This is a genomic window from uncultured Sphingomonas sp., from assembly GCF_936927845.1.
GTDB lineage: Bacteria > Pseudomonadota > Alphaproteobacteria > Sphingomonadales > Sphingomonadaceae > Sphingomonas.
The window spans coordinates 122574-135172 of the sequence record NZ_CAKZHV010000059.1 but is presented as its reverse complement, the minus strand read 5'-3'; the positions used below and the strand labels follow the sequence as shown (position 1 = coordinate 135172).

Annotated in this window: 12 protein-coding genes; 9 read left to right on the top strand and 3 right to left on the bottom strand. The window is 67.8% G+C overall.

What is annotated here, in order from left to right:
- Nucleotides 1-22: 22 nt before the first annotated feature.
- From Q0579_RS10955 to Q0579_RS10915, 9 genes are all read left to right on the top strand, one after another.
- Nucleotides 23-652, top strand: coding sequence for a LysE family translocator (locus Q0579_RS10955; protein ID WP_298812083.1), 630 nt, complete (start codon nt 23-25; stop codon nt 650-652).
- Between the two features lie 126 nt (nt 653-778).
- Entirely contained in the window at nt 779-2335 is a 1557-nt protein-coding gene (gene guaA / locus Q0579_RS10950) for a glutamine-hydrolyzing GMP synthase (protein WP_298812468.1), read from the top strand.
- A gap of 79 nt (nt 2336-2414) precedes the next feature.
- The gene (locus tag Q0579_RS10945; RefSeq protein WP_298812081.1) at nt 2415-2768 is read left to right on the top strand and encodes an ArsC family reductase; all 354 of its coding nucleotides are present in this window, start codon (nt 2415-2417) and stop codon (nt 2766-2768) included.
- Nucleotides 2769-2820: 52 nt separating this feature from the next.
- Nucleotides 2821-3255: a hypothetical protein gene (locus tag Q0579_RS10940; RefSeq protein WP_298812079.1), complete on the top strand. Its 435-nt coding sequence runs from the start codon at nt 2821-2823 to the stop codon at nt 3253-3255.
- Nucleotides 3256-3277: 22 nt separating this feature from the next.
- Entirely contained in the window at nt 3278-4156 is an 879-nt protein-coding gene (gene panB / locus Q0579_RS10935; protein ID WP_298812077.1) for a 3-methyl-2-oxobutanoate hydroxymethyltransferase, read from the top strand.
- Nucleotides 4157-4229: 73 nt separating this feature from the next.
- Nucleotides 4230-4940 (top strand): tetratricopeptide repeat protein, encoded by a 711-nt coding sequence (locus Q0579_RS10930; protein ID WP_298812075.1) that lies wholly within the window; start codon nt 4230-4232, stop codon nt 4938-4940.
- Entirely contained in the window at nt 4937-6274 is a 1338-nt protein-coding gene (locus Q0579_RS10925; RefSeq protein WP_298812073.1) for a PQQ-like beta-propeller repeat protein, read from the top strand. The genes Q0579_RS10930 and Q0579_RS10925 overlap by 4 nt, the downstream gene beginning before the upstream one ends.
- Before the next feature lie 78 nt (nt 6275-6352).
- Complete coding sequence (gene der, locus Q0579_RS10920; RefSeq protein ID WP_298812071.1) at nt 6353-7720, top strand: ribosome biogenesis GTPase Der; 1368 nt, start codon at nt 6353-6355, stop codon at nt 7718-7720.
- A gap of 99 nt (nt 7721-7819) precedes the next feature.
- The gene (locus tag Q0579_RS10915; RefSeq protein ID WP_298812069.1) at nt 7820-8230 is read left to right on the top strand and encodes an Hpt domain-containing protein; all 411 of its coding nucleotides are present in this window, start codon (nt 7820-7822) and stop codon (nt 8228-8230) included.
- Here the strand turns inward: Q0579_RS10915 and Q0579_RS10910 are convergent.
- The 3 genes from Q0579_RS10910 to purL form a co-directional block, all read right to left on the bottom strand.
- Nucleotides 8227-9438 (bottom strand): DUF418 domain-containing protein, encoded by a 1212-nt coding sequence (locus Q0579_RS10910; protein WP_298812067.1) that lies wholly within the window; start codon nt 9436-9438, stop codon nt 8227-8229. The genes Q0579_RS10915 and Q0579_RS10910 overlap by 4 nt on opposite strands.
- Nucleotides 9439-9443: 5 nt before the next feature.
- Entirely contained in the window at nt 9444-10241 is a 798-nt protein-coding gene (locus Q0579_RS10905) for an enoyl-CoA hydratase-related protein (RefSeq protein WP_298812065.1), read from the bottom strand.
- Nucleotides 10242-10307: 66 nt separating this feature from the next.
- Complete coding sequence (purL, locus tag Q0579_RS10900) at nt 10308-12524, bottom strand: phosphoribosylformylglycinamidine synthase subunit PurL (RefSeq protein ID WP_298812062.1); 2217 nt, start codon at nt 12522-12524, stop codon at nt 10308-10310.
- Nucleotides 12525-12599 lie beyond the last annotated feature (75 nt).

Here is a 12599-nt window from a genome sequence, read left to right as displayed (position 1 = left end):
TTGTCGAAGCAAGGGGATTGCCATGACGCTTCACACCTGGTGGCTGTTCGTCGTTGCGGTGTTTCTGCTGTGCGGCACGCCCGGCCCCAACATGCTCCACATCCTGTCACGCAGCGTCGAGGTCGGCGTGCGTCGCACGACCTTCGCGATGGCCGGGTGTCTGTCGGCGATGCTGATCGTGCTCGCCGCCGCTGCAACGGGGTTGACGACGTTGCTGCGCGCGATCCCCGGCGCGTTCGACGTGCTGCGCTACGCCGGTGTCGCATACCTGATCTACCTGGGCATCAAGGCGTGGCGCAGCGACGAGGCTCCGGTCGATGTGGGCACGGGAACGCTGCCGAAGACGGTGTCGCGGCGCGCGCTGTTTCGCGGCGGCTTCGCCATCGGGATCAGCAATCCCAAGCTGATCCTGTTCGCCGCGGCGTTCCTGCCGCAGTTCGTGTCACGCACCGCGCCGCAGGCGCCGCAGTTCGCGGTTCTGGTCGTGACGTTCGTCGCGATGGAGTGCCTGTGGTACGCGGCCTATGCGCTCGGTGGCCGGTCGTTGTCGCGCTACATGGCGCGGGCGAGCGTACGACGCGTGTTCGACCGCGTGACGGGCGCGATCTTCGTCGCGTTCGGGGCGGCATTGTTCACCGCGCGGTTGGCCTAGCGGCTTTCCTTTCCGCGCGATCGCTCCTCGAGCTGTCCGCGTTTCTCATCAGAGACCTCTCGCGTGCGTGGGGGTGTGACCTTTGCGACCTTCCACGCGGGGCGCGCAGTCGCTACACGCGCGCGGATGGAGCATCCCGACAGTATCCTCATCATCGATTTCGGCAGCCAGGTGACCCAGTTGATCGCGCGCCGCGTGCGCGAGGCGGGCGTCTATAGCGAGGTCGCGCCGTTCAACACCGCCGCCGAGGCGTTCGAGCGGATGCAGCCCAAGGGGATCATCCTGTCGGGTGGACCGGCTTCGGTCACGCTGGAGCATAGCCCGCGCGCGCCGCAGCATCTGTTCGAGGCGGGCGTGCCGATCCTGGGCATCTGTTACGGCCAGCAGTTGATGAGCACGCAGCTGGGCGGCAACGTCGTGATCTCGGGCGACGGTGGCGAGTTCGGTCACGCGATGCTCGACGTGAAGGCCGAGTGCGCCTTGTTCGACGGCTTGTGGGAGATTGGCTCGCGCCATCAGGTGTGGATGAGCCACGGCGACAAGGTCGACGCGCTGCCGCCCGGCTTCACGCCGGTCGCGACCTCGGAAGGCGCGCCTTTCGCGATGGTCGCCGACGAGGAACGCCGCTTCTACGGCGTGCAGTTCCACCCGGAGGTCGTTCACACGCCCGATGGCGCCAAGCTGATCGCCAATTTCGCGCGCCACGTCTGCGGCCTTGCCGGCGACTGGACGATGGCGGAGTTCCGCGAGACGAAGATCGCGGAGATCCGCGAACAGGTCGGCTCGGGTCGCGTCATCTGCGGGCTGTCGGGCGGCGTCGACTCGGCGGTGGCCGCGGTGTTGATCCACGAGGCGATCGGCGATCAATTGACCTGCGTGTTCGTCGACCACGGCCTGATGCGCAGCGGTGAGGCCGAGCAGGTCGTGTCGCTGTTCCGCGGCGCGTACAACATCCCGCTGGTCCACGTGAATGCGGAGGCGCTCTTCATGGGCGGGCTCGCCGGCGTCACCGACCCGGAGGCGAAGCGCAAGTTCATCGGCAAGACCTTCATCGAAGTGTTCGAGGACGAGGCGAAGAAGATCGGCGGCGCGGATTTCCTGGCGCAGGGCACGCTATACCCCGACGTGATCGAGAGCGTCAGCTTCACCGGCGGACCGTCGGTGACGATCAAGAGCCACCACAATGTCGGTGGCTTGCCCGAGCGCATGAACATGAAGCTGGTCGAGCCGCTTCGCGAATTGTTCAAGGACGAGGTCCGCGAGCTGGGGCGCGAGCTGGGGCTGCCCGAGCATTTCGTCGGGCGACACCCGTTCCCGGGACCCGGCCTCGCGATCCGGATACCCGGCGAGGTCACCAAGGAGCGCTGCGACATCCTGCGCAAGGCAGACGCGATCTACCTGGAGGAAATCCGCAACGCCGGGCTGTATGATGCGATCTGGCAGGCGTTCGCAGTGCTGCTGCCGGTGCGCTCGGTTGGGGTGATGGGCGACGGGCGGACGTACGATTCGGTATTGGCGCTGCGTGCGGTCACCTCGACCGACGGCATGACCGCGCAGGCATTCGAGTTTCCGGGCGGGTTCATGGCGCGCGTGTCGACGCGGATCGTCAACGAGGTGCGCGGCGTCAACCGCGTAACCTACGATTATACCTCCAAGCCGCCGGGCACGATCGAATGGGAGTAAACCGGGAAGAACGAGCAGCCGGGGGCTGCTCGCCCGGTTTACTCGGCCGCGCGAGCGGGCGTACTTGGAGGAGTGGACGATGACTGTGCCGACAACAATGTACGGCATCCCGAACTGCGACACGATCAAGAAGGCGCGGACGTGGCTATCCGAGCACGGTGTCGACTACTCGTTCCACGATTACCGCAAGAACGGCCTCGACCGCGCGCTGCTCGACACGTTGATCGACCGCGTCGGCTGGGAGGTGCTGCTCAACCGCGCGGGCACCACCTTTCGCAAGCTGCCCGAGGCGGAGCGCGCCGACCTGGATCGTGCGCGCGCGGCCGCGCTGATGCTGGCGCAGCCCGGCATGATCAAGCGCCCGGTACTGATCGCGGGCGAGCGGACCGAGGTGGGGTTCAAGCCCGATCGCTACGCCGCGCTGTTCGGTTGATTGCATCGCCGCCCCGGCCGTCGCAGGATGCGCGCGAAAAGGGGAGGCGAAGATGGATCACCGGCCAACGCGTTCGCCGACGTGGTTTCGCGTCGTGTCGGTCGTGCTGCTGCTCTGGGCGCTGGCCGGCTGCTACGCCTGCGTGCAGCAGTTCCGGCTCGGCGCCGACGCAATGGGGCCGGCGAGCGACTATGACCGCGCGCTCTACGCGTTGCTGCCGGTATGGTACAATGCGGTTTACGCGGTAGCGGTCGGATGCGGGTTGCTCGGCGCAGTCGCGCTGCTGGCACGATCGGTGCTCGCGGTTCCGCTGACCACCTTGTCGCTGATCGGCGTCGTGATCCAGTTCGGCTGGCTGTTCGCGACCAGCGACATCGTCGCGGTGAAGGGCGCGTCGACCGCATTCTTTCCGCTGGTGATCGTCGCCGTCGCGGCGTTGTCGGTGTGGCTCGCCCGTCATGCCCGAGCGCGCGGCTGGATCGCGTGACGCCACCCGCGTAAGGAGAGCCATGTCCACCACCTTCACCATCGACACCTCGACCAGCCGCGCGACGCCGGTGTCCGCGCCGATGAAGCGGCTGACCGTGCCGGCTTTGCGCGCGCGCAAGGCGGCGATCGCGGACGGCAAGGGTGAGCCGCTGGTCATGCTGACCGCCTACACCGTGCGAATGGCGCAGTTGCTCGACCCGCATTGCGACATGCTGCTGGTCGGCGACAGCCTGGGGCAGGTGATCTACGGGCTGCCCTCGACGGTGCCGGTCACGCTCCAGATGATGGCGGCGCATGGTGCGGCGGTGGTGCGCGGCAGCTATCACGCGGTGGTCGTCATCGACATGCCGTTCGGCAGCTACGAGGCGTCGCCGCAGCAGGCGTTCGAGAGCGCGGCGTATCTGATGAAGGAAACGGGCGCGGCGGCGGTGAAGCTGGAAGGCGGCGCGGCGATGGCGCCGACGGTCGCGTTCCTGTCCGAACGCGGTATACCCGTCGTCGGGCACGTCGGGCTGACGCCGCAGGCGGTCAATGCGCTCGGCGGCTATGGCGCGCGCGGGCGATCGGAGGCGGAGGCGCAGAAGATCGTGTCGGACGCGCAGGCCATTGCCGCGGCGGGTGCGTTCGCGGTGGTGATCGAGGGTGTGGTGGAGCCGATCGCGCAGGCGATCACGCGCAGCATCGCGGTGCCGACGATCGGCATCGGCGCCTCGGCAGATTGCGACGGGCAGGTGCTGGTCGCGGAGGACATGCTGGGGTTGTTCGAGCGCACGCCGCGTTTCGTCAAACGTTACGGCGACCTGGCAGGCTATGTCTCCGAACGCGTGGAAACATATGCCGCGGAGGTTCGCGCGCGCACCTTTCCCACGGCCGAGCAGACCTACGCCCCCAAAGGTTGAGGCAGCGCCCCTTTCGTTTCAGCGGACGAGCGGCTAAGCCGCCGCGACTTTCGACGAGCATGTGGAGCAAGACGTGGCCCTGACGCCGCAGAATAATCAGGCGTTCCTGCGCGAGGTCGACGAGGAATATCGTCGCGATCAGATGATCGGCCTGTGGCAGCGCTACGGCCGCGTGATCGTGATCGCGGTGGTTGCGCTGCTCGTCGCCTTTGCCGGCTATCTGTTCTGGCAGCACCGGGCGCGCGTGGCGGCGGAGAAGGAGGGCGAAACGCTCCAGACCGCCTACGATTACCTGGGCGCGAACGACTTCAACGGCGCGGCCAAGCCGCTGGCCGAGCTCGCGCAATCGAAGCGCGACGGGTACCGGACGCTCGCCTTGTTCTCGCAAGGCGACGTGCTGCTTGCCAAGAACGACCTGAAGGGCGCCGCGGCCAAGTTCGCCACCGTGGCCAACGACACGAGCATCGCCAAGCCGTTCCGCGACCTCGCGCTGATCCGCCAGACCGCGGCCGAATATGACACGCTCAAGCCCGACGTGGTGATCCAGCGACTGAGTCCGCTGAGCGTGCAGGGCAGCGCCTATATGGGTAGCGCGGGCGAGATGGTCGGCGCGGCCTATCTGGCGCAAGGCAAGCGCGACCTCGCCGGGCAGACCTTTGCGCGGATCGCGCGGAACAAGACGGTGCCCGCGTCGCTGCGTCAACGTGCGGTTCAGATGGCGGGTGTATTGGGGATCGACGCACTGCCGCAGGATGTCGCGGCCAGCAGGGGCATGACGGAATGAAGGTTGGCAAGGCGGCGCGCGTTGCGCTGGGCCCCGTTGCGCTGAGCATCGCGCTGACACTGGGCGGATGCGGCGTGTTCAAGGGTTCGCCCAAGAAAACGCCGACGGTCGGCAATCGCGTGTCGATCCTGGCATCCGAGAACCGCGCCGAGATCGACCCGTCGCTCGCCAGCGTTCAGGTGCTGCTGCCGACGCCCGAGGTGAATACCGATTGGTCGCAGTCGGGCGGCAGCGCGGACAAGTCGATGGGGCATCTGGCACTCGCCGCCTCGCCGACGCGGGCGTGGACCGCGCAGATCGACGGCGGCAGCAACCGCCAGCGCCTGGGCGCCGCGCCGGTCGTCGCCGAGAACAAGCTGTTCGTGGTCGACGTCGATGCGACGTTGCACGCCTTTGCCGCCGACACGGGTGCGAAGCTGTGGACCGCCGCCGTGCCCGAGGGCGACAACAACCGCGCGGCACGCTTCGGCGGCGGCGCCAGCTACGACGATGGCAAGGTCTATGCGACCGATGGCCTGGGCGACGTGGTCGCGTTCAACGCGGCGGACGGCAAGCAATTGTGGCGCGCCAAGCCCGGCGGCCCGCTGCGCGGCGCGCCGACGCTCGCGAACGGCCAGGTTTATGTGCTGAGCCAGGACAATCAGATCTTCGCGCTCGACCAGGCCGACGGCAAGGTCGTGTGGACGCAGAGCGCCAGCCTGGAAACGCAGGGGCTGTTCGGCGTCGCGGCGCCCGCGGCGAGTTCGGGCACGATCGTGGCGGGCTTCTCCTCGGGTGAACTGAACGCCTATCGTTACGAGAACGGGCGCAATCTGTGGCAGGACGCCCTGTCGCGCACCGCGATCTCGACCTCGGTGTCGAGCCTCGCCGACATCAACGCCGACGCGGTGATCGAGAACGGCCGCGTCTACGCGATCGGTGAGGGCGGGCGCATGGTGTCGCTCGACCTCGGCACCGGCCAGCGGTTGTGGGAGCAGAATTTCGCCGGCATCTCGACGCCGTGGCTGGCGGGCGAGTGGCTGTTCGTCGTCACCGACGACGCGCGCGTCGTCAGCCTGTCGCGCGCCAACGGCAAGGTGCGCTGGATCGGCCAATTGCCGGCGTTCAAGAACGAGAAGAAGCGCGAGAACGCCTACACCTGGTTCGGCCCGGTGCTGGCGGGTGAGCGATTGTGGCTGACCAACTCGCGCGGGCAACTGGTCGCGGTATCGCCGGCGGATGGCAGCCAGCAGACGACGATCGAGGCGGGTAACGCCTTTTCGCTGCCGCCGATCGTCGCCAACAAGACGCTCTACGTGCTCGACGACAAGGGACAGCTCTCCGCTTATCGGTGAGCGATGCACGCGGGTTGGCTGCGAGCGTCGTGAGGTGAGGTGACGCGAACGGCATGATGCGCTAGGCGTCAGCGCATCATGTCCCGTTTACCTGTGGTCGCGATCGTCGGCCGTCCCAACGTCGGCAAGTCGACGCTGTTCAACCGCCTTGTCGGCAAGAAGCTCGCGCTGGTCGACGATCGTCCCGGCGTGACGCGCGACCGGCGCGAGGGCGAGGCGCACCTACTCGGCCTCGATTTCCGCATTATCGACACCGCCGGCTACGAGGACGAGGACCCCGACACGTTGCCCGGCCGGATGCGGCGGCAGACCCAGGCCGCGGTCGACAGCGCCGACGTCGCCTTGTTCCTGTTCGATGCGCGCGCGGGCGTGATCCCGCTCGACGAAGAGATCGCGCGCTGGCTGCGCAGTTCGTCGACGCCGATCGTGCTGGTCGCCAACAAGGCCGAGGGGCGCAGCGGCGAGCAGGGCGTGCTCGAATCGCTCTCGCTCGGCTTCGGTGACCCGGTGCAGCTCTCGGCCGAACACGGCGAGGGCATCGCCGACCTGTTCGAGGCGCTGCTGCCGCATATCGAGCGCGACGACGACGCGGTCGAGCAGGAGGACGAGGACGAGAGCCCCGACGCGCCGCTCAAGCTCGCGATCGTCGGGCGACCGAACGCGGGCAAGTCGACGTTGGTCAACCGGATGCTGGGCGAGGACCGGATGATCACGGGCCCCGAGGCCGGGATCACGCGCGATTCGATCGCGGTCGACTGGGAATGGCTTGGCAGCCCGATGGGGCCGCGCCAGGTGCGCTTGATCGACACCGCGGGGATGCGCAAGCGTGCCAAGGTGCAGGACAAGCTCGAAAAGCTGTCGGTCGCCGACGCGCTCCACGCGGTCGATTTCGCCGAGGTGGTGGTACTGCTGCTCGACGCGACGCTGGGGCTCGAATCGCAGGATCTGCGCATCGCCGATCGCGTGCTGGAAGAAGGCCGCGCGCTCGTCATCGCGCTCAACAAATGGGACATCTCCGAGGAGCCGTCGAAGACCTTCAACGGCGTCAAGGCCGCGCTGGAAGAAGGATTGGCGCAGGTGAAGGGCGTGCCGCTGCTGACCGTGTCGGCGGCGACGGGCAAGGGGATCGACCAGTTGATCGCCGCCGCCTTCGAGACGCGCGACGCCTGGTCGCGCCGCGTCGGCACCGGCGAGCTCAACCGCTGGTTCGAGCGCGCGGTCGAGGCGAACCCGCCGCCCGCGCCGGGGGGCAAGCGGATCAAGCTGCGCTACATCACGCAGGCGAAGACCCGCCCGCCCGGCTTCATCCTGTTCGGCACGCGCGTCGATCAATTGCCGATGAGCTACCAGCGTTACCTGATCAACGGTATTCGCCGCGAACTCGGCTTTGGCGCGGTGCCTGTTCGGCTCACCTTGCGCGCGCCCAAGAATCCGTTCGACAGTTGAGGCAATTGTAGGAAAGCGCGCGCCGCTCCTTACCGTCCGTTTACCCTCCCGCGTTTAACGTCGGCGCACGACTGTTCGAGAGTGCGAGGGAGGCGGTTAGTGTCGTTCGAAGGAGGAGTGCTGGTCGACCGCGTCGCGCTGGCGCGCGCGCGGGCCGAGCTGGGCAGCGATTTCGCGCGTATCCTCGGTTATTTCCGCGAGGATGGGATCAAGTCGCTCGACGCGATCGAGGCGGCGTCGCGCGACGGCAATGCGGCGGCACTGGTGCTGCCCGCGCACACGCTGAAAGGCGAAGCGAGCCAGTTCGGGGCGACGCCGCTCGCGGCACTGGCCGAGAAACTGGAAACGCTCGCGCGTGAATGCGTCGAGCTGCACACCAGCCCGGTCGCGGGGGTAACCGACGTGCTCGCGCTGCGTCCCCTGTTCGAGGCGACGCTCAACCTGCTGGAGCGCGAGGCGGCGGCGACGCCGCTGCGTCGCGGCGGGGGCTTCGGTCGCCGCGTCAGCTAGCGGCGAAGCGCAGCGGGCCGCCCGCGGACCAGGCTGCGCCACAGCCATTCGAGCGGACCATAACGATAGCGTGCGAGCCACGCGGGTGACCAGACCAGCATGACCAACCAGACCGCGGGCACGATCGCGTAGAGCCAGGCGCGGCCGATCGCGCCGAACAGGCCGAGGCCCCAGCCGGCGAAAACCAGGTCCATCAGCAGCGTGGTGCCGAGATAATTGCTGAACGCCATTCGCCCCACAGCCCCGATCCGCGCGGACAGCGCGCCGTCAGGGCGGAGCAGCAGGATCACGAGCGCGGCATAACCGAGATAGCCGAGTGTGCGGAACGGCTCGCTCAGCACCAGTGATCCCAGATATACGTAGCGCTGGTCGAAGCCGGTCGCCATCGTGTGCCAGCCGATCGCGGCATAGCCGATGAGCGAGAGCGGCACGCAGACGAGCGCGACCCGTGCATAGGCGTGGCGCGACCATTCACCCGTCACGAAGCCGGAGCGCAGCGCCGCCATCCCGAGCAGCATTGCGCCCAGCGTCTCCGCGCCGCCGATCGGCAGAAAGGTGAACGGATCGAGCGCGTGGTTCCACCTCCACGCGGCGGCTGCGCCAAAGCCGTCGCGCATCGCCGCGATCTGCTCCAGCAACTCGGCACGCGGCGGCACGCCGAACGCGCTCGCGAAACCGTTCCACAATGCGGTGTCGCCGGGGGTGGCGCGCGCCGCCGCGGCGAACAACGCGGTCGCGGTCGCTGCGTTGAGGAGGAGCGCCACGACAAGCGAAGCGAGCGACAGCAGCACCAGCGTGCGCGTGTTCTGCCGACAGAAGAACAGCGCCAATACGCCCACCAGCGCGTAATGCGCCAGGATGTCGCCCCACCAGAACAAATAGAGGTGGAGGCAGCCGAACACGAATAGCCAGACCATGCGGCGCAGGTGCAGCGCGGCGCCATTCTCCCCCGCTGCGTCGGCGCGCTCGATCACCAGCAGCATCGATGCGCCGAACAGGAACGAGAACAGGCCGCGGAAACGCCCCTCGACCAAGACAAAGTTGAGGAACCAGGCGGTCCTCTCCGCCGGTCCCGATCCGCCCCAGGCGAGCGGGGAGAAATACGCCGCCTCGGGTAGGCCGAACGCGACGATGTTGGCGAGCAGGATCCCCATCACCGCGACCCCGCGGATGACGTCGAGCGATGGGAAACGCGCGTTCGCCTCCACGCGCGTCAGCGGCCCGCGAAGGTCGGTGCGCGCTTCTCAAGGAACGAGCGCATGCCTTCCTGAAAGTCATCGGACGCGAACAGCGGCAGTAACTGGAGATAGACGTGCTGGACGTGCGTCTCGAACGTCTCGTTCAGGCCCATCCGCATCATCCGTTTCGACGCCTGCACCGCGAGCGGCGCGTTGGCGGCGATGTCGCGTGCGATCTGTTGTGCCTTGGCCAGCACCTCGCCATCGGGAACGACGTGGTTGGCGAGGCCGAGCGCGAGGCTTTCGACGGCATCGAGCGTCCGGCCGGTGAAGATCACCTCCGCCGCCTTGGCCCAGCCGATCATCCGCGGCAGCAGCCAGGTGCCGCCCGATTCGGGGACGATCCCGCGCTTGACGAAGGCCGGGGCGAGTTTCGCGCTCTCAGCCATCACTCGGATGTCGCACCCGATCGCCAAGTCCATGCCGTAGCCCGCGGCCGAGCCGTTGAGCGCGCAGACGACAGGCTTGTCCATCGCGAATAGCACGGTCGGAGGCGCGGTGCGCAGGTCGATCGTCGGTGGATGCCGCGCGTGGCTGGCGCCGATCCCGTCGCCGCTAGTGGCGGCGTTGAGGTCGAGCCCGGCGCAGAATGCGCGGCCCGCGCCCGTCAGGATGACAACGCGCACCGCGGGATCGTCGTTCGCGCGGGTGAGCAACGCCGCGAGCATATCGAGCATCGCGTGCGAGATCGTGTTCAGCCGTTCGGGGCGATCGAGCGTCAGCGTCGCAATGCCGTCTGCTACCTCGTAGCGGACATCCCGATCGTCACTCATATCACCATCCTCCCCGGTCGCACCGCATTGTGCGGCAGACCGGGGCGAAGGTACAGCCGCGACCGCTTACAACGCCGGCTCGGTCGCCATCAGCGTAGGGAAGAAGCCTTCATGCGCGCGGCGCAGGTCGGCGAGCGAGACGGCATAATCGCCGTCGCGCAACTCGAAGATCACGCGCGTGCCGATCGCGCGGCCGAGCGGCTCGGCATCGATCCCGGCGTCGAGCGCGGATTGCAGAAAGTCGAGCAAAGCATGGTCATGGACGGTCGCGACATAGACGCCCTGATCCTCGGCGAACAGCGAGGCGGCGGTATCGAACGGCAGCGCGCGGTCGATCATCGCGCCGATGTTGCCCGCGAGCGCCATCTCCGCGATCGTGACCGCGAGGCCGCCGTCGGAGACGTCGTGGACCGCGGAGAGCTGTCCCGCGTCGATCGCGCGGCGGACGAAGTCGCCGGTGCGGCGCTCCGCGTCCAGGTCGACGCGCGGCGGCGGACCTTCCTCGCGCGCGTGCAGTTCGCGCAGCCACAGCGACTGGCCGAGGTCACCGCGGCGGCGGCCGATGACGATGATGATGTCGCCGGCCTGTTTGAACGCGATCGTCGCGCTCTTGTCCCAAGCCTTCAGCAGACCGACGCCGCCGATCGCGGGGGTGGGCAGGATCGCCGAGCCGCCGCCGGTCGCCTTTGATTCGTTGTACAGGCTGACGTTGCCCGACACGATCGGGAAATCGAGCGCGCGGCACGCCTCGCTCATCCCCTCTAGGCAGCCGACGATCTGCCCCATGATCTCGGGCCGCTGCGGGTTGGCGAAATTGAGGCAGTTGGTGACCGCCAGCGGGGTCGCGCCGACCGCGGTCAGGTTGCGCCACGCCTCCGCAATCGCCTGTTTCCCGCCTTCGACCGGATCGGCGTAGCAATAGCGCGGGGTGCAGTCGGTGGTCATGGCGAGCGCCTTGTCCGTGCCATGGACGCGCACCACCGCAGCGTCGCCGCCGGGGCGCTGCACCGTGTCGGCGCCAACCATGTGGTCATACTGCTCCCAGATCCAGCGGCGGCTGGCGATGTCGGGGGAGCCCATCAGCGTCAGCAGGTCGGCGGCGGGGTCGCGGCACTCGGGCACGTTCACCAGGGCCTTGGCCGGCGGAGTCGGCACGTGCGGGCGGTCGTACAGCGGCGCGTCGTCGGCGAGGGGCCCTAGCGGGATGTCGCACACCGTCTCACCGCGCCATTTCAGCACCATGCGGCCGGTCTCGGTGACGTGGCCGATGACCGCGAAGTCGAGTTCCCATTTCTCGAAGATCGCTTGGGCGAACGCCTCGCGGCCGGGTTTCAGCACCATGAGCATCCGCTCCTGGCTCTCCGACAGCATCATCTCGTACGGCGTCATGCCGGTTTCGCGCTGCGGCACGTCGTCCATGATCAGCTCGATGCCGACACCGCCCTTCGACGCCATCTCGACCGAGGAGGAGGTGAGCCCGGCCGCGCCCATGTCCTGGATCGCGACGATCGCGTCCGACGCCATCAGTTCGAGGCATGCCTCGATCAGCAGCTTCTCGGTGAAGGGATCGCCGACCTGGACGGTCGGGCGCTTGGCATCCGCATCCTCGCCGAAATCGGCCGAGGCCATGGTCGCGCCGTGGATGCCGTCGCGCCCGGTCTTCGAGCCCACATAGACGATCGGATTGCCGACGCCGGATGCTGCCGAATAGAAGATCTTGTCCGTATCGGCGACGCCGACGGTCATCGCGTTGACCAGGATGTTGCCGTCATAGGCCGGGTGAAAGTTCACTTCGCCACCGACGGTCGGCACGCCGACGCAATTGCCGTAGCCGCCGATGCCGTGGACGACGCCCGAGATCAGGTGGCGCATCTTCGGGTGATCGGGCCGGCCGAAGCGCAGCGCGTTCATGTTGGCGACGGGCCGCGCGCCCATCGTGAACACGTCGCGCAGGATGCCGCCGACCCCGGTCGCCGCGCCCTGATAGGGCTCGATGTACGAGGGGTGGTTGTGCGACTCCATCTTGAAGATCGCGGCCTGCCCATCACCGATGTCGATCACGCCCGCATTCTCGCCCGGACCGCAGATCACCCAGGGGGCTTGCGTAGGCAGTTTCTTCAGGTGGATGCGGCTCGACTTGTACGAGCAATGCTCGCTCCACATCACCGAGAAGATGCCGAGTTCGACCAGGTTCGGCTCGCGGCCGAGTGCGTGGAGCACGCGGTCGTATTCCTCGGGCGACAGGCCGTGTTCGGCGACGATCTCGGGGGTAATCGAAGTCATGTGCGCGCGCATAGCGGGGGAGGCGCGCCGATGCCAGCGCAGCCGAAAGCGAGCTTCGCGCGTTTGCCGCGGCGA